The sequence below is a fragment of the Calidifontibacter terrae genome, assembly GCF_054778835.1.
Map to the genome: position 1 here is coordinate 443150 of NZ_BAAGZF010000006.1, position 25643 is coordinate 468792.

At 67.0% G+C, this 25643-nt stretch carries 21 protein-coding genes; 7 read left to right on the forward strand and 14 right to left on the reverse strand.

What is annotated here, in order from left to right; all coding sequences use genetic code 11:
- The first annotated feature begins 91 nt into the window (after nucleotides 1–91).
- Nucleotides 92–1918, forward strand: a complete 1827-nt coding sequence (locus tag ACYU98_RS10295; protein ID WP_460468113.1) for a hypothetical protein — start codon at nucleotides 92–94, stop codon at nucleotides 1916–1918.
- Between the two features lie 245 nt (nucleotides 1919–2163).
- On the opposite strand, the gene ACYU98_RS10300 is transcribed toward ACYU98_RS10295, so the two are convergent.
- The 7 genes from ACYU98_RS10300 to ACYU98_RS10330 all read right to left on the reverse strand — a co-directional run bounded on the left by ACYU98_RS10300 (nucleotide 2164) and on the right by ACYU98_RS10330 (nucleotide 10426).
- Nucleotides 2164–2745 carry a GNAT family N-acetyltransferase gene (locus tag ACYU98_RS10300; RefSeq protein WP_460468114.1) on the reverse strand — a complete coding sequence of 194 codons (582 nt, stop codon included), beginning with the start codon at nucleotides 2743–2745 and terminating at the stop codon, nucleotides 2164–2166.
- Between the two features lie 123 nt (nucleotides 2746–2868).
- Nucleotides 2869–5187 carry an NAD-dependent DNA ligase LigA gene (ligA, locus tag ACYU98_RS10305; RefSeq protein WP_460468115.1) on the reverse strand — a complete coding sequence of 773 codons (2319 nt, stop codon included), beginning with the start codon at nucleotides 5185–5187 and terminating at the stop codon, nucleotides 2869–2871.
- Nucleotides 5188–5193: 6 nt separating this feature from the next.
- A complete protein-coding gene (locus tag ACYU98_RS10310) occupies nucleotides 5194–6195 on the reverse strand; it encodes a uroporphyrinogen decarboxylase/cobalamine-independent methonine synthase family protein (protein ID WP_460468116.1) in 1002 nt (333 codons plus the stop codon).
- 24 nt (nucleotides 6196–6219) lie between these two features.
- Entirely contained in the window at nucleotides 6220–7134 is a 915-nt protein-coding gene (locus tag ACYU98_RS10315; protein WP_460468117.1) for a septum formation family protein, read from the reverse strand.
- Nucleotides 7134–7808: a septum formation family protein gene (locus ACYU98_RS10320; RefSeq protein ID WP_460468118.1), complete on the reverse strand. Its 675-nt coding sequence runs from the start codon at nucleotides 7806–7808 to the stop codon at nucleotides 7134–7136. Before ACYU98_RS10320 ends, ACYU98_RS10315 begins: the two co-directional genes overlap by 1 nt.
- Nucleotides 7809–8150: 342 nt before the next feature.
- Entirely contained in the window at nucleotides 8151–9233 is a 1083-nt protein-coding gene (mnmA, locus tag ACYU98_RS10325) for a tRNA 2-thiouridine(34) synthase MnmA (RefSeq protein WP_460468119.1), read from the reverse strand.
- Nucleotides 9230–10426 (reverse strand): cysteine desulfurase family protein, encoded by a 1197-nt coding sequence (locus ACYU98_RS10330; RefSeq protein ID WP_460468362.1) that lies wholly within the window; start codon nucleotides 10424–10426, stop codon nucleotides 9230–9232. The genes mnmA and ACYU98_RS10330 overlap by 4 nt, the downstream gene beginning before the upstream one ends.
- A 90-nt stretch (nucleotides 10427–10516) precedes the next feature.
- Between ACYU98_RS10330 and ACYU98_RS10335 the strand changes: the two genes are divergently transcribed.
- On the forward strand, nucleotides 10517–11623 hold the full coding sequence (locus tag ACYU98_RS10335; RefSeq protein ID WP_460468120.1) for a hypothetical protein: 1107 nt from the start codon (nucleotides 10517–10519) through the stop codon (nucleotides 11621–11623).
- A gap of 69 nt (nucleotides 11624–11692) precedes the next feature.
- On the opposite strand, the gene ACYU98_RS10340 is transcribed toward ACYU98_RS10335, so the two are convergent.
- The 5 genes from ACYU98_RS10340 to ACYU98_RS10360 form a co-directional block, all read right to left on the reverse strand.
- Nucleotides 11693–12649 carry an electron transfer flavoprotein subunit alpha/FixB family protein gene (locus tag ACYU98_RS10340; RefSeq protein WP_460468121.1) on the reverse strand — a complete coding sequence of 319 codons (957 nt, stop codon included), beginning with the start codon at nucleotides 12647–12649 and terminating at the stop codon, nucleotides 11693–11695.
- 23 nt (nucleotides 12650–12672) lie between these two features.
- Complete coding sequence (locus ACYU98_RS10345) at nucleotides 12673–13452, reverse strand: electron transfer flavoprotein subunit beta/FixA family protein (protein ID WP_460468122.1); 780 nt, start codon at nucleotides 13450–13452, stop codon at nucleotides 12673–12675.
- A gap of 127 nt (nucleotides 13453–13579) precedes the next feature.
- On the reverse strand, nucleotides 13580–14113 hold the full coding sequence (locus ACYU98_RS10350) for a DUF1129 domain-containing protein (protein ID WP_460468123.1): 534 nt from the start codon (nucleotides 14111–14113) through the stop codon (nucleotides 13580–13582).
- Between the two features lie 128 nt (nucleotides 14114–14241).
- Entirely contained in the window at nucleotides 14242–15030 is a 789-nt protein-coding gene (locus ACYU98_RS10355; protein WP_460468124.1) for an enoyl-CoA hydratase/isomerase family protein, read from the reverse strand.
- Nucleotides 15031–15033: 3 nt separating this feature from the next.
- Entirely contained in the window at nucleotides 15034–15558 is a 525-nt protein-coding gene (locus ACYU98_RS10360; protein ID WP_460468125.1) for a hypothetical protein, read from the reverse strand.
- Nucleotides 15559–15592: 34 nt separating this feature from the next.
- On the opposite strand from ACYU98_RS10360, the gene glgX reads away from it, so the two are divergent.
- Both glgX and ACYU98_RS10370 read left to right on the forward strand, forming a co-directional pair.
- Complete coding sequence (gene glgX / locus ACYU98_RS10365; protein WP_460468126.1) at nucleotides 15593–17776, forward strand: glycogen debranching protein GlgX; 2184 nt, start codon at nucleotides 15593–15595, stop codon at nucleotides 17774–17776.
- Between the two features lie 32 nt (nucleotides 17777–17808).
- Complete coding sequence (locus ACYU98_RS10370; RefSeq protein ID WP_460468127.1) at nucleotides 17809–18675, forward strand: amidohydrolase family protein; 867 nt, start codon at nucleotides 17809–17811, stop codon at nucleotides 18673–18675.
- Here ACYU98_RS10370 and ACYU98_RS10375 read toward each other — a convergent pair.
- Nucleotides 18649–19065, reverse strand: a complete 417-nt coding sequence (locus ACYU98_RS10375; protein WP_460468128.1) for a hypothetical protein — start codon at nucleotides 19063–19065, stop codon at nucleotides 18649–18651. The genes ACYU98_RS10370 and ACYU98_RS10375 overlap by 27 nt on opposite strands.
- A complete protein-coding gene (locus tag ACYU98_RS10380; protein ID WP_460468129.1) occupies nucleotides 19058–19423 on the reverse strand; it encodes a hypothetical protein in 366 nt (121 codons plus the stop codon). Before ACYU98_RS10380 ends, ACYU98_RS10375 begins: the two co-directional genes overlap by 8 nt.
- A 135-nt stretch (nucleotides 19424–19558) precedes the next feature.
- Here ACYU98_RS10380 and ACYU98_RS10385 point away from each other — a divergent pair, with 135 nt between their 5' ends.
- From ACYU98_RS10385 to ACYU98_RS10395, 3 genes are all read left to right on the forward strand, one after another.
- On the forward strand, nucleotides 19559–21085 hold the full coding sequence (locus ACYU98_RS10385) for an FMN-binding glutamate synthase family protein (RefSeq protein WP_460468130.1): 1527 nt from the start codon (nucleotides 19559–19561) through the stop codon (nucleotides 21083–21085).
- A 48-nt stretch (nucleotides 21086–21133) separates the two neighbouring features.
- A complete protein-coding gene (locus tag ACYU98_RS10390; protein ID WP_460468131.1) occupies nucleotides 21134–22861 on the forward strand; it encodes a thiamine pyrophosphate-dependent enzyme in 1728 nt (575 codons plus the stop codon).
- 178 nt (nucleotides 22862–23039) lie between these two features.
- The gene (locus tag ACYU98_RS10395) at nucleotides 23040–25580 is read left to right on the forward strand and encodes a glycogen/starch/alpha-glucan phosphorylase (RefSeq protein WP_460468132.1); all 2541 of its coding nucleotides are present in this window, start codon (nucleotides 23040–23042) and stop codon (nucleotides 25578–25580) included.
- Nucleotides 25581–25643: the final 63 nt, after the last annotated feature.

Here is a 25643-nt window from a genome sequence, read left to right on the forward strand (position 1 = left end):
GCACCCACCCGATCGACCGCCTCGGCCCGTGTTTCCACAGGCCGACCTTCGACCCACCGATGTTGTCGGTGGTCGCAACTAGGCTCATTTCATGGGGACAGAAACATCCTTCGCAGCAGCCACTACGGCCGCTGACCCCGGCCTGCCCCACCCCGATCTGACAGATGTTGCCGACCCCGAGTCATCGATGATGGACACCCTCTCGATCCTGCTCGGCCAAGCCAACGATCCAGCCGACCTCCTCACGTTGGCGAAGTGTTTGCTGCAAGAAGCAGCCGCAACGATCGCCGCCGATGCCTGCCCAACCGACCGGCCCACCGGTATTCCGCGAACCACCCGACAGGTATGGGCCTTAGAAAGCCTGATCCGAGAGACCGAACAAATCACCTGGATCGCGCAGGCCACCCAAGCCCACGCCTTGGCCCGTTACGCCGCGACCGGACAAGAAACCGTCAACAACGACCTGGGATGGCGCGCCAGGGTCGAATACCCGATCGGACACCACAACGACGACGCCGACCTGGACATCGCCCCCGTCTGCGGTTGGTCAACCCGCTCCGCCGCCGGCCGCCTCGCCGACGGGCTCGACCTCGTCATCAAAACTCCCATCCTGCACCGCCTGGCCACCGGCGCCCGCGTCGCGACGTGGCGGGCCAGGGCCGTGGCCACCGAACTGTGCAACACCACCCCCGAAGTGGCCGCCCGGATCGAGGCCCAAATCCTCGCCAGCCGCGGCTGGGACACCTGGTCACTGGGGAAACTCCAACGCACCACCCGCGCCCTTGTCCAGCAATGGGAACCCGCCGCTGCCAAGAAAACGCGGCAAGACAGCGAACGGCAGGCCACGAACGTGGCCGTCCAGGACTCGGTGATGTTCCCCGGGCTCGCCGAGATGATCATCACCGGCCCCAAAGAAGAACTCGCCACCCTGTTTCGTGCGATCAACGAACTGGCGCATCACCGGCACGCCGCCGGAGACCGGATCGACACCGGCACCTTCCGGTTCGACCCCGACAACCCCGACCAAGAGCAACTCCTCATGGGCCAGCAACGCTTCCGAGCCTTCCGTGACCTGATCACCGCCAACACGACCGTCTCTTACGAGTTGATCCTGCAAATCCCCGTCGTGCCAACCCCACGCGGGGCACCCGCAACGGCAGGAGCCGCCACTTTCGTGGGACACGGGACTGCCTCACCCGCCGGGCAAGCCGGACCCACCGCCTCACCTGGAGCAGCCCGCGGACCGGATAACCCCACCGACATTGGCACCGACGGTGACACCGAGATCACGAACGCGACTACGACCGACGTTGGCACCGAGATCACGAACGCGACTACGACTGAGACTGGATTCGAGCCCGAGACTGAGACTGGTTCGAACCCGGAGCGTGGCTCCGCGCCTGAGAGTGCGCCTGAGTCCGATCCCGCGACTGGCTCCGAACCTGCCTCGGAGACTGGCTCCGCGCCCGAGCCTGCCTACCGGGTTGGCTGGGGACGCCTACCCGGCGTCGGACTCATTGACCCCGACGTCACCCTCGCGATGCTCAACGCTTTCGGGTGGAACATCACCCGCGCCGCCCTCGACGCGAAAACCGGCGTGACCATCGAGACAGCCAAAGCCGGCTACACGCCCTCGACGCGGATGCGGGACTACCTGCAACAACGCGACGGCACCTGCCGGGCCGCCGGCTGCGAGCGACCGATCGACAAATGCGACCTCGACCATGTCACCCCCTGGCCGACCGGAACCACCGCCACCGACAATCTCGCTGGCCTGTGTCGACGCAACCACGGCAGCAAAACCCGCAATCGCTGGACCTACACCCTGAGCAACGACGGAACCTGCCATTGGACCTCACCCACCGGGCGCACCTTCACCACCTATCCCGCCAGCGCCACCGACGACCAAGCCAGCTAGCAGGCAGGCCCAGCCAGCCGGCCAGCCAGATAACTGCAGCCGGCCAGCCAGCCAGATAACTGCAGCCGGCCAGCCAGCCAGATAACTGCAGCCGGCCAGCCAGCCAGATAACTGCAGCCGGCCACCACGAAACGACAGCCGGCCAGCCAGGTGACGGGGCAGCCGGCAGCGCCCTCCGTCCGAGATCGGCTCTAGGTGAACAGTTCGTACGACCACCTAGATGGCTCCATCCCGGTCATGCCAAGTCAGGATTGGTCCGGCTTGCCCGTTCGTTGCGCCGCAGTGAGTTCGTATGTCACCTCACCGAGCTCCCATCCTTCGATCGGGTCGGCCCACTGTCGAACGTCAGTGGCGACGTGCCGCATCCCAATCGACCGCATCACCCCGCGCGAGGCCGCGTTCACCGCCATCGTCTCCGCAGTCACCCGTAGCAACCCGACGGTGTCGAAGCCGTGTCGCAAGACCTCGCGAGCGCCTTCGGACGCGAACCCCTGCTTCCAATGGCGCGGTTCGAGCCGCCAGCCAGCGGATGCTTCACGGACCGGTCCGGTGGCCGTGAATGGGACCCGGGCCCCGAGGTCCCACCATCCGAGGAACTCGTCGGTGTCCCGCCGAAATCCCACCCACCAGCCCAGCCCGAGCGCGTCGAGTGACCGGTCGGCACAGCGGGGCTCCCAGAACTCGTCAATCTCCACGGCGGTGCGCGGACGAGGGAGCAGATGGGCGGTCACCGCCGGATTCGTATCGAGGTGGTGCAGCAGCGGCAAGTGCTCGGGTCGCATCGGTCGCAGCTCGATGCGCGGTGTCACCAACACGGGCCGCGTCATCCCAAAATGCTCGCACAGACAACGACCCGCCGCTGCTGCTCATCGCGTCAGGCGCCATCGTCACCAGCAGGCGCCATCGTCACGATGAGGCGCCGTCTCCGCCATCAGGCACCGTCGTCGCCATCAGGCGCCGTCTTCGCCGTCGGCCTCCGCAACCGCATCGGTCTCCTCGGCCGCCTCAGCCTCCGCAACCGCATCGCTCTCCTCGGCCGCCTCAGCCTCCGCAACCGGTACGTCCGCCGGCACGTCCGCCGGCACGTCCGCCGGCCCATTCGCCAGCAGCTCCTTGAACCCCGCTTCATCGAGCGTGGGCACCCCGAGCGACTCCGCCTTGTCGGCCTTCGACCCGGCATTGGCCCCGAGCACGACGTAGTCAGTTTTCTTCGACACCGACCCAGCGGCCTTCCCGCCCCGAGCGATGATCGCTTCCTTCGCGCCATCGCGAGTGAAGTCCTCCAGCGACCCAGTCACCACGACTGTGAGGCCCTCCAGCGTGCGTTCGACCGAGTCGTCGCGCTCATCGGCCATCCGCACACCGGCCGCGGCCCAGCGCTCGACGATCTCGAGGTGCCACTGTGATTGCTCACCGTCGAACCAATCACGGACCGCTTCGGCGATGACTGGTCCGACCCCCTCGGTGGCCGAGAGGGCTTCGACATCGGCCTGCCGGATCGCTTCGACCGAACCGAACTCCGTGGCGAGCGCCCGAGCAGCGGTCGGTCCGACGTGGCGGATGGATAGCGCAACCAGGACCCGCCACAGCGCCTGACTCTTCGCCTTCTCAAGTTCGACGAACAGCTTGTCGGTGGTCGCCCGCGGCACCGCCGGCTTGGTCTTGGTCGCCTTGGTGAAGAAGAAAGGCTCCTTCGCCGCCGGCTGCTCGACCCCATTGCGCTTGCGTCGACGCCACACCATGACGTCGGCAAGGTCCTCGGCGCGCAAGTCGAACAAGCCCGCCTCCGAACTCAGCACCGGCGCCTGCAGCTCGCCGGTCGCATCGTCCGGGCGGCCATATTCAGGATCGGTGAGGGCGATTGCCGCTTCCCACCCCATCGCCTCGATGTCGAAACCGCCTCGGGATCCCAGCGAGAACATTCGTTCCCGCAACTGCGAGGGGCAGGTTCGTGAGTTCGGGCAACGGATGTCCTTGTCGCCCTCCTTCTCGTAGGCGAGCCGCGTTCCACACGAGGGACATTCGGTCGGCATCACGAATTCGCGCTCGGACCCGTCGCGCAGGTCGACCACCGGTCCGACGATCTCCGGAATGACGTCGCCGGCCTTGCGCAACACGATCGTGTCGCCGATCAACACGCCCTTGCGCTTCACCTCGAACGCGTTGTGAAGCGTGGCCATCTCGACCGTCGAGCCAGCCACCTTCACCGGTTCCATTACCCCGTACGGCGTCACTCGACCGGTGCGCCCGACGTTGACCCGGATGTCGAGCAGCGTGGTGTTGACCTCCTCCGGCGGGTACTTATAGGCGATCGCCCATCGGGGTGCGCGCGAGGTGTTGCCGAGCGCCCGCTGCGCCGCGATCTCGTCGATCTTGACCACGATCCCGTCGAGCTCGTGCTCGACGTCGTGGCGGTGGTCGCCGTAATAAACGACGTAGTCGAGCACTTCCTTCGGGTCGGACACGACCTTCGAGCGCTGCGTGACCGGCAGGCCCCAGGTGCGGAGCAGTTCGTAGGCCTCGCTCTGGCGCAGCATCGTGAAACCTTCGCGGAAGCCGATGCCGTGGACCAGCATTCGCAGCGGACGCGCGGCAGTGATCCGCGGATCCTTCTGCCGCAACGAACCCGCCGCGGTGTTGCGCGGGTTGGCGTAGGGCGGCTTGCCCTGCTCGACCAGCGCCGCGTTCAACTCTTCGAACGCCTCGACCGGGAGGAACACCTCGCCGCGGATCTCGACGACCTGCGGGATCGGTACGCCGTCGGTTGCGGTCAGCCGGTGTGGGATATCGGCGATGGTGCGGGCGTTGAGCGTGACGTCCTCGCCGGTACGACCATCGCCGCGCGTCGCCGCCCGGACCAGCAGACCGTCTTCGTAGAGGAGGTTGATCGCAAGCCCATCGATCTTCAGCTCACACAGGAAGTGGATGTTGCCGCCGGCCTCCCGCTGCGCGCGCGCCAACCACTCCGACAGTTCCTCGGCACTGAACACGTTGTCGAGACTGAGCATCCGCTCCCGGTGTTCGGCGGGCGCGAAGTCGGTGCTGTAGCTTCCGCCGACCTGCTGGGAAGGACTGTCCGGCGACCGCAGTGCCGGAACCTGCTCCTCCAGCTCGACCAGCCGCCGCATCATCGCGTCATAATCGCCGTCACTGATCGTCGGCGAGTCCTTGACGTGATAGGCGAACTGCGCGTCGGAGATCTGCTCGGCGAGCTCTTTCCACTCGTGTCGCGCGTCCTGCGGGATGTCGTCGGTGTCCACCCGACACATCCTGCCTCAGGGGACCGACAACCCCTGGGCGGCTTCACCGAGGATCTCGGCAGCCTCGACCGTCGTACGCAGGGCGTTGCGGGCCACGACCGGCGCGGCTGCCGCGAGTCCACACGCCGGGGTCACGACGACCTGCTCAAGCAACTTCGCCTCGAGACCCACCTCCCGCCAGGGCTTCAAGACAGCCTCAGCAACAACTCGCGGATGGTTCAGCGGGCCGGTCGTCGGCAACGCCCCGGCCCACAACCGGCGACCCGATTCGACGAGTTCGGCCACGCCGTCCCACTGCCGCGCGCTCACCAAAGACAGGTCGACGGCCAGGCCAATATCGGGCACCTGCCGGATCAACGGCACCGGCACCGACGGCGCGCAACAGTGGATCAGCTGCTCGGTGACCAACGGTCGCAACGCGTCGGCCAGATAGGCCAAACCGTCTCGTACGACCGCAGGATCGACCGGTCGCACCCGGCCATAACCCGACGCCGTCGGCAAACTGCCGGCCAGCACCGCCGGCAAGCTCGGTTCGTCCCATTGCAGGATCAGCAGCGCGCCGGGCACCAGGCCCTGCACGGTTCGTACGTGGTCGCGCGCCGCTTCGGCGACCGACTGCAGCAGGTCTCGCGCCGCGCCGGTATCGGAGAGAACCCGCTCACCGCGGGGCAACCACACACTGGCGCCGAGGGTCCACGGCCCGCACCACTGCAGTTTGAGCGGCCCGGTCCATCCGTCGTAGGCCTCGGCGAGTTCGTCGAGGTCCTGCCGCAGGAATGCCTGCCCGCGCCGCGCATCGCGGCCGGCGGCATCGGTCAGTCGCCACCCGGACGGCTGCAGATCCACTGCCATGCCCACCAACACCGCCGCGGAGCGACCGATCAGGTCAGCCCCCGGACCTCGCCCAGGAAGTTCCGACAGGAACGGAATTCCCTTGTCGCCCAACAGATCTCGGGTAACACGCAAGGCCTCGCGCGGGTCTTCGCCCGGCATGCTGCCCATACCGCTCGCGGTCATCTGAACCTCACGCCCATAGAAAAATCACTTGAACTGCGCCAAGGGTTTGCTTCCGGCGTTCCGCAGAGACTTCGTGACCTTGGTTCCGTCGGTCTGCACGAAGCAGCCGGTGATGTGCGTGCCGCGCGCCCACGACGCCGATCCGGCACTGTTCTGCGACACCACGATGTCGCTGCGGTTCACATTCCCCAGGTAGGCCTTGCCGAGCGGGCGGCAACGCTCCAGCGCCGCCTTCTTCAGGGCGTCGTCTCCGGGATAGGCCTTCTCGAACGGACCATCGTTGAATCCGGTGACCGCTTCGGCCAGGTGCGGCTGGTCACACGAGATCAGATCCATCTTGGCCGAGCTGGGCAGCGTGGAGGTGCACAGCTTCCACTTGTCCCACCCTTGCGTCTTCACGATGTTGTGCATCGAGAAGTCGACCTTCTCGCCACTGGTGTTGTAGAAGCTCTGCACCAAGCAGACGAACCGGCTATCCGCAAGCGGGTCGACCGAGGAACTCACCTCGGCATCGATCGTACGGGCGCCGACCGGCGGTCCCCCAATGTATTTGCCTGACTCGGTCAGGCAGGTGAACGCACGCAACGCGGCCCGTTTGACCGGATCGTCGCGGTACTGGGTGTTGGGCAGAACGGCCGTCACCTCGTACAAGTGCAGGGTGCTGCAACTGACTTTGGCGAAGTTGTCACCGTCCAGGCATTCCCCGACCGCGTACGAGGGTGCCGACGACGCCGACGATGCAGACGAAGACGAAGACGAAGACGACGAGGTCGATGCCCCGGACGATGAACCACCAACGGCCGTCGGCGAACTCGTGCCACCGGTGGTGCTCGACTGCGTCACCCCGGAAACCGACGGTCCACCGCCACCGCAGCCGGCCAGCGCCAACGCCAACGCCAACGCCAACGGCATGCTGGCCAGGACAAGCTCCCGTCGCATCACTGGACCGACGACAGCGGCTTGCTGCCGATGCCCTTCAACGACTTGGTGATCTTGGTGCCGTTGGTCTGCACGAAGCAGGCGGTCAGCTGGTTTCCGCGAACCCAGTTCGATTCCGGCGCACTGTTCTGCGAAGGCACCACATCGGAGCGGGTGGCGCCGAGGTACTTGGTCGCGTACGGCGTGCAGGCCTTCATCGCTCGCGCTGCCTGCTGCGCGGTGCCCGGGAACTTGGCCCCGAACGGTCCCCAGGTGTAACCCCACACGGTCTCGGCGACGTGTGGCCCCGAGCAGGTGGTCAGCTTCACGTTAGGCCCGCTGGGCAACTCGCTGGTGCAGAACTTGTATTTGTCGAACCCGTTGGTCTTGATTGCGTTCTTCAGCGTGGTGGTCTGCATCTGCACCCCGCTGTCGTCGTCCTTGTATTCGCGAACGGTGCAGACGATCCGCGAGTCGGCCTTCTTATCGACCGAGGAGGTGACGTAGTTGCCGACCAGCAGGGTGCCGTAGCCCGGGCCGCCGATGTATTTTCCGGCCTGCTCCAAGCAGGTGAAGTTGCGGAACGAGGCGCGCTTGACCGGGTCGTCGGCGAAGGCGGTGCTGGCCAGCACGGCGGTCACCTCGGAGTCATGGCTCTGACTGCAGTCGATCTTGGTGGAGGAAGCGCCGGTCACGCAGTCACCGACCTGGAAGTCACCAGCCGGACTCGAGGTCGACGAGGAGGTTGTCGAGCTGGAGGACGTCGTCGATTCAGTCGACGTCGAGGACGTTGATGCCGATGATGACGAGTTGGTGGTCGACGACGACGCACCAGTGGTCGACGCCGGTCCGGAGACCGTCGGACCGCTGCTGCCGCATCCCGCAAGGCTCGTTGCTGCCACGAGCGCCGTTGCCAAACCGATAGCCGTTTGTTTTCCCATGAGCGTCCTCCCAGATGTGCCCGTGACTGCGGGCCAAGGATACCGACGCGTCACGGGCGGGATCGGCTCCCACCGCGCAGCTGAAGTTTGGGCCTCTTAACGGCCGGTGCGCGACGTACGGCTGATCGTCGCCGATCCGACGACACGAGTTCCGTCGTAGAGCACGACGGACTGGCCCGGTGAGACACCGCGGGTGCGCTCGTCGAGGGTCACGATGACCCGATCCCCCTCGGCGCGAACGGTCGCGGGGAACTCCTCGCCATGGGCCCGCAGCTGCGCACCCAGTCGCACCTCGCCGGTGGGTGCAGGGCCAGGCCAACGGGCGTGGTCGCCCTCGATCAGGTCGACGCCGAGCAGGTCGGCCACACCGACCACGACGGTGTTGGAGGTCGGCCGTACCTCGGTCACGTAGCGCTTGGCGCCATCCTCGCGGGGCACCTTCAGGCCGAGGCCGCGGCGCTGACCGACGGTGAAGGCGTACGCCCCGTCGTGTTCGCCGACGACCGCACCGTTTTCGTCGACGATCGGTCCGGCCTCGGCGCCGAGGCGGGAGGTGAGCCAGCCGTGGGTGTCACCGTCGGCGATGAAACAAATGTCGTGACTGTCCGGCTTGTTCGCGACGTAGAACCCGCGCTCGGCGGCCTCTTTGCGAATATCGGGCTTGATCGTGTCGCCCAATGGGAAGAACGAGTGGGCCAACTGGTCCGCGTCGAGCACCCCGAGAACGTAGGACTGGTCCTTCGCGTGGTCGACCGCCCGATGCAACTCACGCCCGGCGGGACCGTCGACAATCTGCGCGTAGTGCCCGGTGGCGACGGCATCGAAACCGAGCGCGAGCGCCTTGTCGAGCAACGCGGCGAACTTGATCCGCTCGTTGCAGCGCAGGCAGGGATTGGGGGTGCGGCCGGCGGCGTACTCGGCGATGAAATCCTCGACGACGTCTTCCTTGAACCGCTGCGCCATGTCCCACACATAGAACGGGATGCCGAGCTTGTCGGCGACGCGTCGCGCGTCACCTGCGTCTTCGATCGTGCAGCAGCCACGGGCAGATTCGCGCAGGGTCGCCGCCGATTGCGACAGCGCAAGGTGAACCCCAACCACTTCGTGGCCAGCTTCCATCATCCGTGAAGCGGCCACCGCGGAGTCGACTCCGCCACTCATTGCGGCAACAACCCTCATCGGCGCCGCCCTCCTGCGTCGTGGGCCCGTCGAGCCCGATCGACGGCTCCCGGGATGGCTGCCAACGCCGCGTCGACGTCGGCTTCGCTGCTGGTGTAGCCGAGGGTGAGCCGGATGGCGCCGCGCGCCTGCTGCTCGGAAAGACCCATCGCCAACAGCACGTGACTCGGCTGTGGAACACCGGCCTGACAAGCCGACCCGGTGGAGCATTCGACTCCGGCCGCGTCGAGCAGGTAGAGCAGCGAGTCGCCGTCGCAGCCAGGAATGCGCAGATGGGCGTTGCCGGGCAGCCGGTGGTCCAGATCGCCGGGCGCGTGAGGGCCGGTGACCGCAATACCGAGATCCAAACCCAACGCCCCCTCGATCAGCCGGTCGCGCAACTCGCCGATCCGCTTTCGCTCGGTGTCGAGGTCGGCGACGGCGAGAGTTAAGGCCACAGCGAGCCCGCGGATCCCGGCAACGTCGAGCGTGCCCGATCGAAGCTGTCGCTCCTGGCCACCACCGTGGGTCAACGGAACCAGCTTCACATCGCGTCGGACGAGCAATGCGCCGACGCCGGTCGGTCCGCCGAACTTGTGGGCGCTGAGGCTGAGCAGGTGGGCACCGCACGCGCCGAAATCGATCGGGAGGTGGCCCACGGCCTGCACGGCGTCGGTGTGGAATAACACGCCGGCGTCGCGAGCGACAGCGGCCAATTGCCCGATCGGCGAGATTGCGCCCACCTCGTTGTTGGCCCACATCACCGACGCGATCACCGTGTCGTCTCCGTGTTCGGCCACCAGCGCCGCGAGCGTCTCCGGGTGGACGATGCCCTCGGCGTCAGGCTCGATCCAATCGACCGTGGCGCCTTCCTGAGCAACGAGGTAGTCGACCGGATCGATCGATGCGTGGTGTTCGGTCGCGCCCACCAGAAGGCGGCGTCGACCCGCGCCATCCTCGACGGCCTTGCGGTAGGCGCCCTTGAGCGCGAGGTTGTTGCTCTCGGTTCCCCCGGAGGTAAAAATCACCTCGGACGGGGTCGCGCCGAGCGCTTCGGCGATCTGCTCGCGGGACTCTTCGACGACTCGGCGGGCCGCACGGCCGGAGGTGTGCAGCGAGGAGGCGTTGCCGACCGTACGCATCGACTCGGACATCGCCTCGATGACCTCCGGGCGGACGGGGGTCGTCGCGGCGTGGTCGAGATATACGGGCACAGTCACCGGAAAAGCTTACGCGCCTCATCGCGATGCGCCGCACCGCACGCGGTTGTGCCCGAAGCGGCGAGAGTTTGCCACACTTGGGCGGTGCACTTCACCGTCTCGAGCCGCAGTAACCGACAGTTTGTCGCATTGACCCTGGCCGGCCTCTGCGCCCTCACCGCAGGCTGCACGGCGGGGGCAACATCGCCGACACGCTCGACCTCGACGGTGGCCAAGGTGTCAGAGGCCCACTGCGACTCCGGCAAGCAACCGGCCTTCTCGGGCAAGACCACCGCCTTCGACGCGCCGGCGTCGGTGGAGCACACCGACGCTCTGTCCACCCAGGCCTCCGCGCCGCAGCTGACCAACGAGGCCGCTCCCGCGGCAGGTTTCAAAATCGCGCGAGTCCGGGTCAACGCGCGAGTGTTGACCAACGGGGTTTTCGCGGTTCATCCCGAGTCGTTCGTCCTGGTCGACGCCGACGGTGACCGCTGCGGGCAGCCCGCGACCAACGGCCTGACCGACGCGCTGCGGGTCAGCCAGGTCGACGAGGCGACACCGGCAGCCGGCTCGGTGGCCTTCGTCGTTCCTGCCGAAGCCAACCTGTCGGACTACACCGTCTATTACCTGGGACAACCTGGCACCAACGATGCCGTCGCTGCCTGGTCGGGGGCAGGAGTGGCGCCGGTCGTGGATCAGCTGACCACCTGCACCGACAGCAAGAGTGGCTACTCCCTCAAGGGCGTCCCCGACCACCCCTTCGGCGCCGCGGTCACCACCGGCGACTCGCAGGTCTCCCTCGACATCACCGCGGCCACACCGGCGATGCGCGAGCTGCCACCCGGCCCCGACCAGCCGAACGACGTCAGCGGTCTCGCGATCACCATCCAAGCCAAGGCGACCGGCTCCGAGGGATTCATCGAGCGCAACCAGTTCCAGTTGCTCGACAGCACCGGCCACCTCTGCCAATACAACGAGCTCGGCAGCGTCGGCGAAACCCTGACCAGTGCGTTGGTGCCGGTCGGGTCGCCGAAGTTTTACACGGTGATCTTCTGGGTCCCCCGCGGCGCGCAGATCCCGGGCTGGAAGATGCTCTACGTGCCCGACCCCACGGCGAACAAGGTCACCGCGACCTGGACGTCAGCGGCAAGCAAAGTGTCAACTGCAGCGACCAGCCCGAGCAGTACGACCAGCCTCAGCACGAAGAAGTAAGACTCCCCGTACGAAGCGGCGCCCCTCCCGATCGGGAGGGGCGCCGCTTTCGCTACGTGGAGCAGCCGATCAGGCCTTGGCCTGCTTGACCGCCTCGGTGGCCTGCGGCAACACCTCGAACAGGTCGCCGACGACACCGAAGTCGACGAGTTCGAAGATCGGCGCCTCCTCGTCCTTGTTCACGGCGACGATGGTCTTCGAGGTCTGCATGCCGGCGCGGTGCTGAATCGCACCCGAGATGCCCGCCGCGACGTAAAGCTGCGGCGAGACCTGCTTGCCGGTCTGACCGACCTGGTTGGAGTGCGGGTACCAACCGGCGTCGACAGCGGCGCGCGAGGCACCGACGGCAGCGCCGAGGGTGTCAGCGAACGCCTCGACCGGCGAGAAGTCTCCGGCGGTTCCGCGGCCACCGGAGACCACGATGGCGGCCTCGGTGAGCTCCGGGCGACCGGACTTCTGCTTCGGCTGACGGTCAGTGATCTTCGCGCCCTTGGCGGCGTCGGAGATCTGTACGTCGACCGGCACCACCGTGGCGCTCGCCTGCGACGCGCTCGGCGGTACCACATTGGGCTTCACGGTGATGATCGGGAAGCCCTTGGTGACCTGCGAGTTGGTCGTGTACGAACCGGCGAAAACCGACTGCGTCGTGGTGACAGTGTCGCCTTCGACCTGGACCGCGGTCGCGTCGGTGATCAGACCGGCCTCGGCCTTGATCGCCAGCCGCGCTGCCGCTTCCTTGGTGTGCGCGTTCGACGGCAACAGCACAGCTGCCGGCGACGCCTGCTGAACGACGGCGAACAGCGCCTCGGCCAGCGGAGCGACGAGATAGTCCTGAACATCGGCGTTGTCGATGACGTAGACCTTCTCGGCGCCGAACTGGGCCAGGCGCGGACGCGCGGCCTCGACGTTGCTGCCGACGAAGACCGCCGACGGGGTGCCGATCTGACGGGCGATGGTCAACAGTTCCGCGGTCGTCTTCTTGACGGTTCCGTCGGTGTGGTCGACCAGAACGAGTACTTCAGCCATGGTGTCTTCTCCCTCTCGCTCGATCAGACGAACTTCTGCGCGGCCAGGAACTCGGCGAGCTTCTTGCCGCCGTCGCCCTCGTCGGTGACGACCTGACCCTTTTCCCGCGGCGGGCGCTGGGTGAACGCGGTGACCTTGGTCCACGAGTTCTCCAGGCCGACCTGGCCGGCGTCGACGCCGAGGTCCGCCAGGGACCAGGTCTCAACCGGCTTCTTCTTGGCGGCCATGATCCCCTTGAACGAGGGGTACCGAGCCTCGTCGGTCTGGTCGGTGACCGAGACGACGGCCGGCAGCGTGGCCTCCAGCGACTCCGAGGCGACGTCGCCGTCGCGGCGGCCGGTGACCACGCCGTTGGCGACCTCGATCTGGGACAGCTGGGTGATCTGCGGCAGACCCAGCCGCTCGGCGAGCATCGCCGGGACAACACCCATCACACCGTCGGTGGAGGAGGTTCCCATCATGACGATGTCGACCTTGCCCAACTTCTCGACGGCCTTCGCCAGCACCAGCGAGGTGGCGACGGCGTCGGAGCCGTGGATGGCGTCGTCCTGCACGTGCACGGCCTTGTCGACGCCCATCTGCAGCGCCTTCTTGATCGCGTCGGCGGCCTCGGCGGGGCCGACGGTCAATGCGGTGACCTCGCCCTCGCCGGCCTCGACGATGCGCAGCGCTTGTTCGATGGCGTACTCGTCCATTTCGGAGAGCAGCCCGTCAACGCCTTCGCGGTCGGTGGTGTTGTCGTCCTTGAACGTCCGGTCGCCCTGTGCGTCCGGGACGTACTTGACGCATACGACGATGTTCATGCGCGTCCTTCTGTCGTGTCGGACGGGCCCGGCAGCGCCGAACCCGTAGTGGACTGGACCCAGCCTAACGCGCGGGTTACCCGGGGGTAACGAAGAGCCGACTGCGGTCCGCTGAGGAGGTCAGCGATCAGCGGTAGCGCAACCAGATGATCAGCATGCCGATCAGGGTCAATGCCACGATGATCCAGGGCGCGAGCCGGTTGACCAGCAGCGCCCGGCCGGACTGTTGGGTGCCCGGGGTCGAGGTGGAGAAGTCGGCTCGGTTTCCGAGCGCGAGGTCGGCGATCGCGGCCCCGACGCAGAGCACTAGGCCGATGACGACGACGATCCACGGGTTCATGCCGAGCACCGAGTCGGACGAACGGACGTGACCCGTCCAGCCCCACAGCGCCACGAACATGCCGATCAGCCCGAGCACCGCCAGCCCGATCGCGCGCAGCTGGGACTCCTTGGCCGCTTCGGTGTTCGGCAGAATCACGTTCTGCGCATACTCAGTCGGTTCGCCGAACAGTTCCAGCGCCGCCTTGCCTGTCGCGGTGCAGCGATCGTCGATCGCACTCAGCGCCGCGTCGACGACGTGCGGGGTCGCACCTCGGTCGGTCAGCTTTGCGACGAACGGCTCTTGCCACTCGTGCTCGATGTTCCACGCCTTGATGGTCACGGGGTGCCCTTTCCTGCCGGTCAGTCACCGAAACAGTAGTGCCGAACCCCGCTGCGCAGGGTCCGGCACCACAAGAATCGGCGTGTGTCTGCTCAAAGTGGCTGAGCAGGAGGCCGCGCGCGGGGTGATCACTCGCCGCTGAACTGCGCCTTGCCCGGGCCGTTCTCGACGAACGAGTCCATCCCGATCTGGCGATCCTTGGTGGCGAACAGCCCTGCGAACTGGGCTGATTCGATCTTGAGCGCGGTGTTCAGGTCGACCTCCAGGCCCTGATCGATGGCGGCCTTCGCCGCTCGCAGCGCCAGCCGCGGACCGGACACGAACGGGGCGACCTTCGCTGTGGCCGCTTCCAGAACGGCGCCCGGCTCACAGAGCTCGTCGACCAGACCGATCGCCAGCGCCTCCTGCGCGTCGATCATCCGACCGGTGAAGACGAGGTCCTTCGCCTTCGCGGGGCCGACCAATCGGGTCAGCCGCTGGGTGCCACCGGCGCCGGGGATGAGCCCGAGCAGGATCTCCGGCTGACCGAGCTTGGCGTCATGAGCGACCAACCGGAAGTCACACGCCATTGACAACTCGCAGCCGCCGCCGAGCGCGTAGCCGGCAATGGCTGCCACGGTCGGCACAGGGATCGCAGCGACGGCCGCGAAGCAGTCCTGCAACCGGCCCGCGCGGGCGACCATGTCGGCGTACGAAGCGGTCCGCATTTCCTTGATGTCGGCACCGGCGGCGAAGACCCTCTCACCGCCGTAGACGATCACCGCGCGCACCGAGCTGTCGGCAGACAGCGCCAGCGACGCCGCGGCGAGGCCCTCCTGGATCTCGGCGTTCAGCGCATTCATCTTCGGACGATCGATGCGCAACACCGCAACGCCGCCGTCGATGCTCGTCGAGACGAACTCTCCGTACGCGGTCATGCGTCAGGCCTGGACGGGAGCGGCCGAGGCGTGCGGGCCGTCGGAGGTTGCCGCTTGGTGCCACAGCTGGACGGCCTGCAGGATCATCGCCGAGGTCGACTGCAAGACCATCACAAGGTCGGTGTCGGCGGTGACGATGTGCTCACCGCTGACGACCAGGTTGCCGCCCGCGATGCCGACCTTGATGATGTTCAGGCTCAGCGTGATGTCGTTGGCGGCGTTGAGGCGCTTGAGCAGGTCGGCCTCGAGATCGGCAACCTGCCACTGCCCGAAGACGCGCAGCAACGAGGGCTCGCCGTCCATGCAGCGGATGAACAGCTGCTGGCCCTCGACCTTGAAGGAGACGTCGCCGTCGGTGTCAACCTCGGGACGGAAGCCTTCGCCCTCAAGGACCTGCACGACGTTGTCGCGCAACGGTGACTCGTCGTCGGGGCCAGCGAACGTGGCGATGGCCTGTTCGGGCTCCGGCTGGGGCTGCGACGGCTGGCCGCCCGGGGTGAGGTTCGGCAGTGCGGTGGGATCAGTCATGGGCGCCACGGTAGTCGACCGTAGGCTGACCGGCATGCCCACCCAGCCGCCGATCCGCAGGGTCCGTTCGCTCGACGCGCCTCCCTCCCCCGGGGTGCTGCTGCGCGCCGACGGGGCCGAGTTCACCGTCGTCGCGCGCGAGGCCGACGCGGTCCACCTGTGTCTTTTCGATGACTCCGGCCATGAAGCGCAGCTGCCGTTGGTGCAACACACCGGCGGCGTGTGGAGCGGGTTCGTGCCCGGCATCGCGGTGGGTCAGCGCTACGCCTACCGGGTCCACGGACGCTGGGCGCCGACCACGGGGCTGCGTCACAACCCCGCCAAGCTGCTGCTGGATCCCTACGGTCGAGCGGTCGAGGGCGAAGTCGACTGGAATCCCAGCGTGTTCGGCCATGTGGTGGACGACCAGTTCGCCGGCGACGGATCGCTGCGCGACCCGCGCGACAGTGCGGCCGCCATGCCGCGCAATGTCATCATCCGCGACGGCTTCGACTGGGAGGGCGACGTCCGACCACAGATCCCGTGGGACGAAACGGTGATCTACGAGACCCACACGCGCGGTTTGTCGATGCGCAACCCGGCGGTGCCGGAGGCGCTGCGGGGAACGTACGCGGGGGTGGCCCACCCGGCCACCATCGCCCACCTGCAACAGGTGGGAGTGACCACCGTCGAACTGCTGCCGGTTCAGTCGTTCACCTCCGAACCGCATCTGGTGCAACTCGGACTGTCGAACTACTGGGGCTACAACACCCTCGGTTTCTTTGCGCCGCAGGCCGATTACGCCGCGGCCACCGATCCCCAGGGCGCGATCGACGAGTTCAAGGGCATGGTGAAGTTGCTCCATCGGGCGGGCCTGGAGGTGGTGCTCGACGTCGTTTACAACCACACCAGTGAGCAGGGCGCGGGGTCAGGGGCGACGCTGTCGTGGCGCGGCATCGATCAACGCGGTTACTACCGGATGGACGATCAGGGACGCGATGTCGATGTCACCGGCTGTGGCAACACCCTCGACCTCAGCGACCCGGTCACGCTGCGAATGACCCTGGACTCCCTGCGCTATTGGGTCACCGAAATGCACGTCGACGGATTCCGCTTCGACCTGGCCGTCGCGCTGGCTCGCGGCACCGACGACTCCTTCCATCCCGACCACCCGTTCTTGATGGCGCTGCGCACCGACCCGGTTTTGTCCCGGGTGAAGCTGATCAACGAGCCGTGGGACATCGGCCCTCACGGCTGGCGCACCGGCCAGTTCCCCGCGCCCACCGCCGACTGGAACGACAAGTTCCGCGACGCGGTGCGCACCTTCTGGCTGAGCGATCTGGGCAGCGAGGGCGGCCGTGGTCACGGCGTCGCCGAACTCGCCACCCGCATCGCCGGCTCGCGCGACGTCTTCGGTTCGCGCTCGCCCCTGGCATCGATCAACTTCGTCACCGCCCACGACGGTTTCCCGCTGGCCGATCTGACGGCGTACGCAGCCAAACACAATGAGGCCAACGGCGAGGACAACCGCGACGGGTCGACCAACAACCTGTCGTGGAACTTCGGCGTCGAGGGTCACGATCACGCGAGCGACGACGTCGAGACGCTGCGGCGACGGGTCGTACGAAGCATGCTCGGCACCCTCCTGATCTCCTCCGGGGTTCCGATGCTGCTGGGCGGTGACGAGTTCGGCCGAACTCAAGGCGGAAACAACAACGCCTACTGCCAGGACAACGAGATCAGCTGGTACGACTGGGAATTCAAGCCGTGGCAACGCGACCTCACCGACACCACCGCATTCCTGACGCGGTTCCGAGCGGCCCACCCGGTCTTGCGCCAGCGAGACTTCTTCCCCGGCGACCCGATCAGTGGAGATGCCCTCGCCGCGCTGCATTGGCACGGCCGCAGTGGCGCGATCATGACCGCTCATGAGTGGTCTGACGGCGGCACCCGCACGGTTCAGGCCGTCTTCGACGGCACCGACGTCGGCGACGACCAGGTCTTGGTGGTCCTCCACGGCGGCACCGACCCGGTCGAGGTGAAATTGCCCGACTCGCTGACCGGCGCCGCGTGGGCTCTGGTGTGGGACAGCGCGATGGATAACCCGTCGCTGGTTCCGTCGCGCACCATCGCCGGCGGCGCGACCTATGAGATGCACGGCGCGTCGATGGCGCTTTTCTGTTCTCCGCGTGCCGCTTCGCCTCGGGCCGACGAACCGCTGGTGCCCGGAGGTTCCTGATGACAACACCAGGACCACCCCACGATGCGGGAGTGCCCGCCTACCTGGAGCGATTAGGGGTTCCCGGGCTGGCAGACATTCACGTGCACTTCATGCCGGACACCGTCCTGGCCAAAGTGTGGGACTACTTCGACCACGCCGGTGACAACTACGGACTGGCTTGGCCGATCACCTATCGCACCGACGAGGCCGCTCGCATCGCGACACTGCGAGACCTCGGCGTTCGCGCCATCCCGAGCCTGAACTACGCCCACAAACCCGGCATGGCCGCTTGGCTGAACCAGTGGAACGCCGACTTCGCGGCGCGGGTCGACGGCGCCGTTCACAGCGCCACGTTCTATCCCGAGCCCGGGGTGACCGACGTCGTCGCCGATGCCCTGGCCGCTGGCGCCCGCTTGTGGAAGCTGCACGTGCAGGTGGGTGAATTCGCCCCCGACAACCCGCTCCTGGATGACGCCTGGCGGCTCATCGATGAGGCGGGCACCCCGGTCGTCGTCCACGCCGGATCCGGTCCGCGCCCGGGCAACCACACCGGACCCGACCCGGTGGCTGCGCTACTGGCTCGATTCCCCAGACTGCCGTTGGTGATCGCCCACCTCGGCATGCCGGAGTACGACCTCTTCGCCGATCTCGCCGAGCGCTACGAGCGGGTCCACCTCGACACCACGATGGCCGCGACCGACTTCACCGACCGGCTCGCTCCGATGCCGCCGGCTTACGTCGATCGACTGGCGACGCTGGGCGACAAGGTTGTCTTGGGGTCGGACTTCCCCAACATTCCGTACGCCTACGCTCATCAACTTCAGGCGCTCGCCCGACTCGATCTTGGCGATGAGTGGATGCGGAAAGTGTTGTGGGAGAACGGCGCCCGGCTAATGAGCCTGTCGAACCCGACGTAGCCACCACAGCCCGATGACCGGCAGGACCAACGGCACAAAGCCGTAGCCCTGCCCGAAGTGGGACCAGACCGTTTTGTCGTGGAATCGCGCGCTGTCCAGCAAGCTCCACGTCCCCACCGCCAGCACTCCGACCAACTCGATGGTGATGGTCACCAAAGCCACGCGGGCTGAGCTGCGGTCGCCGCGGCCCAGCGCGACGGTGGCGATCAGATAGATGACTGCGGCGAGCGCCGACAACAGGTAGGGCAGCGGGGGGTGCGGCCAGCTCTGAACGATCTGCAGGATCGACCGGCCCGTCGCGGCGAGCGCGAACAGTCCGTAGACCGCGACCAGGATCCGGCCCGGGCCCTTGTTGCTGCGTTCGTCGATCACCGAATCGGTCTCAGACATGCCCACTCCACAGTTGCACCAGACGCACCGTCATCACCAGTAGGCCGAGGCCGGCGACCGCGAGAACGCCTGTTCCCCAACGGGTTTCGCGATCGGCGAAGGCCCAGACCGTGGCAACCGGCAGCGCGATCACCATGCCGATCAGATAGGCGATGAAGATGCCCTTGCTCATCCCCGACGTCGCATCCGTCCAGGTCATCACCCCGGCCACCAGGGCGACCAGCATTGCCAACTCAACGGCGGCGGTGAGGTAGAACAACGCGTTGTCGATGGCGCGCCCGCGGGCGGTGGCGATCACGGCGTAGACACTGAAAAAGGCCAGGAGCGCGACGAGCAGCCAGCAGACGGTCAGGAACACCGCGCAATCATACGGTCCCTGCCGTGACCGCCCGTACGGGTGATTTCAGCCAACTCACAGCCGGCGTGGACGCTGCGCCGCAGCCGGACGGCGCAGACTGCGAGGAGCAACGGTTCGCAACGAAAGGTCCATCCAGTGGGCAGCAGGCAGATCTTCGGCGCCGTGGGCGCTGCGACGGCGGCGCTGGTTGCGCGCGACCTCCTCCAAAAGAAGCACTCGGTGCTGCGCAACTATCCGGTGGTGGGTCATCTGCGGTACTTGCTGGAGGACATCCGTCCGGAGCTGCAGCAGTACTTCATCGAACGCAACTGGGACGGCCGCCCGTTCGACCGTGACACCCGCACGATCGTCTACGAGCGCGCCAAGGGCATCCACGGCGAGCAGGCATTCGGCACCGAGCGGGACGTGAACCTACCCGGCTACGAGTACCTCGTGCACTCCACCGCCCCGCACGAGCCGGCGAAGGACGAGCACCGCGTGATGGTCGGTGGCCCGGACTGCACGAAGCCCTACAGCATGTCGTTGCTCAACGTGTCCGCGATGAGCTTCGGGGCGTTGAGCGCGAACGCGATCCGGGCACTCAACAAGGGTGCCGCGATGGGCGGTTTCGCTCACGACACCGGTGAGGGCGGGCTGTCGGATTACCACCGGGAGAACGGCGGGGACCTGATCTGGGAGGTCGGTTCGGGCTACTTCGGGACCCGCACCAAGGACGGACGGTTCGACCCGCACGAGTTCGCCGAGAAGTCCCAGCTCGACCAGGTGAAGTGCGTCTCGCTCAAACTCAGTCAGGGCGCCAAGCCCGGCGTCGGCGGGGTGCTCCCGGCCGCGAAGGTGACCGCGGAGATCGCCAAGATCCGCGAGGTGCCCCAGGGCGAGAAGTGCGTCAGCCCAGCGGCGCACAGCGTCTTCCACACCCCCGCTGAGCTGATCGAGTTCATCGCCAAGATGCGCGATCTCTCGGGCGGCAAACCGGCCGGGTTCAAGCTGTGCATCGGCTCCCGCACCGACGTTCTGGCTATCTGCAAGGCGATCATCGAGGTCGGCACCGCCCCGGACTTCATCGTCGTCGACGGGTCCGAGGGAGGCACCGCCGCCGCCCCGCAGGAGTACGAGGACCACGTCGGCATGCCGCTGACGTACGGGCTGATGGAACTGCACAACGCACTGGTCGGCGCCGGACTGCGCGACCGGATCAAGATCGGCGCCAGCGGCAAGGTCGCGACCGGCAGCGACATCGTCAAGCGCCTGATCCAAGGCGCCGACTACACCAACTCCGCCCGCGCGATGATGATGGCGGTCGGCTGCATCCAGGCGCAGATGTGTCACACCGACAAGTGCCCGGTGGGTGTCGCCACCCAGAACCATCGCCGCGCCCGCGCGCTGGACGTCGGCGACAAGAGCATCCGCGTGAAGCAGTTCCACGAGGCGACCGTGCAGCAGGCTGCTCAGATGATCGCCTCGATGGGTTGCACCGATCCTTCGCAGCTGAGTCCGCACCAATTGCGGATCAACACCTCGCATACCGAGAGTCGTTCGTACGCCGAGAAGTTCGAGTGGCTCTCCCCTGGGGAACTGCTCGCCGACCCACCCCGTACGTGGGCCGCTGACTGGGCGGCCGCGAGTGCGCACGCGTTCCGACCGGCTGTGGCGCACCACTGACGTACGTTTCGAAGACACCCGATCGACCGCACCGCAGGAGAGATCCACATGGCCAACACCGTTGCCCAACTCGTCGTCGATTCCCTTGGTTCGCACGGCGTTCGGACCGTCTGGGGAGTGGTCGGCGACGCCCTCAACCCGGTGACGGACGCGATCCGGCGCGACGACAGGATCGAGTGGATCGGCGTCCGACACGAGGAAGCCGGCGCCTTCGCGGCCGGCGCCCAGGCGCAACTGACCGGCGATCTCGCGGTCTGCATGGGCACCGTCGGCCCGGGATCGCTACACCTACTCAACGGGTTGTACGACGCCAAGAAGTCGCACGCGCCGGTGCTGGCGATCTGCGGCCAGGTGCCGCTGGAGGAGATGGGCAGCAGTTTCTTCCAGGAGGTCGACAACGACGCCGTCTTCCGCGACGTCGCCGTCTACTGCCACACCGTCACCTCCGCCTCGCAGATGCCGGCCGTGCTGGAGCAGGCTGTGAACGCGGCGATCACCCGGCGCGGGGTCGCGGTGCTGACGCTGCCCGGTGACGTGGCCGGGGCGGAGCTGCCCGACGACGTACGGCTGCCGGTGTTCGCCACCGCTCCGTCCGCCCACGCCGCTGCGGCAGACCAGATCGACGCCGCGGCAGCCGCGATCGCCGAGGCCGGCAAGGTCACCTTGCTGGTCGGCCACGGCGCGCTGCCAGCCCGCAGAGAGGTGCTGGCCCTGGCCGAGCGGCTGCAGGCGCCGATGGTGCTGACGCTGAAGGCGAAGGAGGCACTGGAGCAGGACAACCCGTACGAGGTGGGCCAGAGCGGCCTCATCGGCAACCGCGCCGCGGCGCAGGCGCTGCACGACGCCGACCTGCTGGTCATGGCCGGCACCGACTTCCCCTACCGGGAGTTCCTGCCGCAGGGAACGCCGGTGGTGCAGATTGACACCCGCGCCGAACACATCGGCCGCCGGATCGCGGTGTCCCACCCGGTGGTGGGCGACGCTCGCGCCAGCATCACGGCCCTGCTCGACCGGCTGCCCCAGAAGCAGAAGAAGGGCTCCCACCTGACGTCTTGCCGGTCCACCTACGACAGCTGGCGCGAGAGCCAGCAGGAGCTCACCGTCCCCAAGAAGAAGTCAGGCCTGCTGGGCAAGCTGCGCCAGAGCGTCGAGAACCCCGACGACCTGATCCGCCCGGAAGCGCTCGCCGCCGTCGTGGACCGGTTGGCCGCGGACGACGCGATCTTCACCAGCGACACCGGCATGTCGACGGTATGGCTGTCCCGCTTCGTCCGGATGCGCGGGACCCGCCGGTTGCTCGGGTCGTACAACCTGGGTTCGATGGCGAACGCCATGCCCCAGGCGCTCGGCGCCAGCGCGCTGGACCGGCGGCGGCAGGTCGTCGCGTTCTGCGGTGACGGCGGTCTCATGATGCTGTTGGGCGACCTGCGAACCGCCGTGTCGTACGACCTTCCGGTCACCTTCGTAGTGTTCGACAACGGCCGGCTCGGCATGGTGAAGCTGGAGCAGGAACAGGGCGGCCTGCCCGAATTTGGCACCCAACTCGACAACCCGGACATCGCTGCGGTGGCGACCGCTATGGGCCTGCAGGCGGTTCGCGTCACCGATCACGACCAGCTCGAGGAGGCCGTCCGTACGGCCCTGGCCAGCGGCCGACCCGCCTTGTTGGACGTGCTGACCAACCCCGACGAGGTGTCGGTCCCGGCCCAGGTGGAACTCTCCCAGGCGTGGGGCTTCGCGATCGCGAAGTCCAAGGAGGCGCTGGAGAGCCGCTGAGATCGTTCTCGGTCCGAGACCGAACTCACTGCGCCTGGACTTTCTTCCGGAGGCCGAACACGGCAGGCTGGTTCCCGCGTTGCGGCCGGACTGCTCCGGCGACGGCGCGCCACACCCATCGGGGTGGGCGACACCGCCCACCCGAGCCCACCAGCTGAGCACGGAGCCTGAGCCACCCATGACCGACGAGCACCAGACGGACCTCACCAGCGACGAACTGCAGTCGACCGACATCCACCGGATCGGCCCCACGCTGCCGGTCAGCAGTTCCCGCGCGGCTGGTCCCGTGGAGGCACCCGCGGCCGACGTCAACGGCTTTGTCGAGGCGTTCCTGAAGGAATTGAACTTCGGCCAAGGCGTCCTGCTCTCCCGCTCGACGATCAATGACCAGTACCTCGCGCTGGCCCGCACCGTCCGGCAATACCTGATGGCCGGTTGGCTCGAGACCGGCGCGAAGCGTCGGGAGGGCAACCGCAAGACGATCGGCTATCTGTCGGCGGAATATCTGCTCGGCCGCCAGCTGGGCAACGCGCTGCTCGCCACCAACCTGCAGAACGTCGCCGAGCAGGCGATGCAGGAGTGCGGGATCGACATCGCGCAGTTGCGCGCGCAAGAGGTCGAGCCGGGTCTCGGCAACGGCGGCCTGGGCCGGTTGGCTGCCTGTTTCGTCGACTCGCTGGCCACCATGGATGTGCCGTGCATCGGCTATGGCATCCGTTACGAATACGGCATCTTCCGCCAGACCTTCGAAAACGACCGTCAGGTCGAGGTGCCCGACAGCTGGCTGTCGCTGGGCAGCCCGTGGGAGTTCCCGCACCCCGAGCGCCAGGTGCGGGTCGACTTCGGCGGCCACACCGAGACGTACGTCGATGATCAAGGTCGCGAACGCAGCCGCTGGATCGCCGGCTGGAACGTGTTGGGGATCCCCTATCACCACATGGTTCCGGGCTTCCGCAACGGCACCGTCAACACCCTCCGGTTGTGGAGCGCCAAGGCAACCCAGGCGTTCGACCTGCAGATCTTCAACTCCGGTGACTACGAGGATGCAGTTCGCGCGCAGACCTTCGCCGAGAACATTTCCAAGGTGCTCTACCCCGAGGACTCGACCCCGCAGGGCAAGGAACTGCGCCTGCAGCAGCAGTACTTCTTCGTGGCCTGTTCGCTGCACGACTTCATCTCGAACACGCTGCCCAAGGACTTCGACCTGCGCCGGTTGCCCGAGCGGATCATCTTCCAGCTCAACGACACCCACCCGGTGATCGCGATCCCGGAGCTGATGCGAATCCTGGTGGACCTCAAGGGATTCGACTGGGAAGAGGCCTGGGCGATCACCCGCCAGTGCTTCGCCTACACCTGCCACACCTTGCTGCCTGAGGCCCTCGAGGTCTGGTCGGTCGAACTGCTCGGCAAGCTGCTGCCGCGCCACCTGGAGATCATCTATCGGATCAACACGGACTTCTTGGCGCAGGTTCGCCAAGCGTTCCCCGGTGACGAAATGCGCGTACGCCGGATGTCGATCATCGCCGAACACCCGCAGCGAGCGGTCCAGATGGCCTACCTGGCCACCGTCGGCAGCTCGAAGGTGAACGGCGTCGCCGAACTGCACTCGCAGTTGCTGCGCGACAAGGTGTTGCCCGACTTCTCCGATTACGAGCCGGACAAGTTCACCAACGTCACCAACGGCATCACCCCGCGCCGCTTCGTGCACCTCGCCAACCGTCGCCTTTCAACCCTGATCACCGACGCGATCGGCGCCGGCTGGGTGACCGATCTGGACCGCTTGCGCGAGCTGGAACCGCTCGCCGACGACGCTGGCTTCCGCGCGCAGTTCGCCGCGGTCAAGCAGGCCAACAAGGAGCGCCTCTACAACCAGCTGCAGGTGCGCGATGGGCTCGACCTCCCCCAGAACGCGATGCTCGATGTGATGGTCAAGCGGCTGCACGAATACAAGCGGCAGAGCCTGAAGCTGCTGCACATCGTGTCGCTCTACGACGACATCGTCTCCGGCGTCGTGGCTCCCGACCAGGTCGTCCCCCGCACCTTCGTCTTCGGCGCGAAGGCGGCTCCGGGCTACCACCTCGCCAAGGAGACGATCTTCCTGATCAACTCGGTCGCCCGAACCCTGGCGACCGACGAGCGGGTCAACGGTCTGCTGTCGATCGCGTTCCCCGCGAACTACAACGTCACCCTGGCCGAGAAGATCATCCCGGCCGCCGACTTGTCCGAGCAGATCTCGTTGGCCGGCAAGGAAGCCTCCGGCACCGGAAACATGAAGTTCGCCCTGAACGGTGCGCTGACCATCGGCACCGACGATGGCGCGAACGTCGAGATCCGCAAGTTGGTCGGCGACGACAACTTCTTCCTGTTCGGGCTGTCCGAACCGGAGGTCGAGGACCTGCGCGAGAGCGGCTACCACCCGGGGTCGTACTACGAGTCGAACGACAAGCTGCGTCGCACCATCGACCTGTTGGCCAGCGGTCACTTCACCGGAGGCGATCGTCAGCTGTCGGCGCCGGTCGTCGACAACCTGGTCTGGCAGGACCCGTTCATGGTGTTGGCCGACTTCCAGGCCTACCTCGACGCTCAAGCACGCGTGGATGCGGCCTACCGGGACACCGAGGGGTGGACCCGTTCGGCGATTCTCAACGTCGCTCGTTCCGGCTTCTTCTCCAGCGACCGCTCGATGCGCGACTACCTCGAACGCATCTGGCACGCCTGAACCGACACAGCCCGCCACGGGAGCAGGATCAACTCGTGGCGGGCTGCCCATGCGGCACCCCCC

What these genes read in the sequence shown, in the direction of transcription:
- ACYU98_RS10295 (WP_460468113.1), top strand. Translation starts at nt 92, where the DNA reads ATGGGGACAGAAACATCCTTCGCAGCAGCCACTACGGCCGCTGACCCC.
- ACYU98_RS10300 (WP_460468114.1), bottom strand. Translation starts at nt 2,745, where the DNA reads ATGACGCGGCCCGTGTTGGTGACACCGCGCATCGAGCTGCGACCGATG.
- ligA (WP_460468115.1), bottom strand. Translation starts at nt 5,187, where the DNA reads ATGTGTCGGGTGGACACCGACGACATCCCGCAGGACGCGCGACACGAG.
- ACYU98_RS10310 (WP_460468116.1), bottom strand. Translation starts at nt 6,195, where the DNA reads ATGACCGCGAGCGGTATGGGCAGCATGCCGGGCGAAGACCCGCGCGAG.
- ACYU98_RS10315 (WP_460468117.1), bottom strand. Translation starts at nt 7,134, where the DNA reads ATGCGACGGGAGCTTGTCCTGGCCAGCATGCCGTTGGCGTTGGCGTTG.
- mnmA (WP_460468119.1), bottom strand. Translation starts at nt 9,233, where the DNA reads ATGAGGGTTGTTGCCGCAATGAGTGGCGGAGTCGACTCCGCGGTGGCC.
- ACYU98_RS10340 (WP_460468121.1), bottom strand. Translation starts at nt 12,649, where the DNA reads ATGGCTGAAGTACTCGTTCTGGTCGACCACACCGACGGAACCGTCAAG.
- ACYU98_RS10345 (WP_460468122.1), bottom strand. Translation starts at nt 13,452, where the DNA reads ATGAACATCGTCGTATGCGTCAAGTACGTCCCGGACGCACAGGGCGAC.
- ACYU98_RS10355 (WP_460468124.1), bottom strand. Translation starts at nt 15,030, where the DNA reads ATGACCGCGTACGGAGAGTTCGTCTCGACGAGCATCGACGGCGGCGTT.
- ACYU98_RS10360 (WP_460468125.1), bottom strand. Translation starts at nt 15,558, where the DNA reads ATGACTGATCCCACCGCACTGCCGAACCTCACCCCGGGCGGCCAGCCG.
- glgX (WP_460468126.1), top strand. Translation starts at nt 15,593, where the DNA reads ATGCCCACCCAGCCGCCGATCCGCAGGGTCCGTTCGCTCGACGCGCCT.
- ACYU98_RS10375 (WP_460468128.1), bottom strand. Translation starts at nt 19,065, where the DNA reads ATGTCTGAGACCGATTCGGTGATCGACGAACGCAGCAACAAGGGCCCG.
- ACYU98_RS10390 (WP_460468131.1), top strand. Translation starts at nt 21,134, where the DNA reads ATGGCCAACACCGTTGCCCAACTCGTCGTCGATTCCCTTGGTTCGCAC.
- ACYU98_RS10395 (WP_460468132.1), top strand. Translation starts at nt 23,040, where the DNA reads ATGACCGACGAGCACCAGACGGACCTCACCAGCGACGAACTGCAGTCG.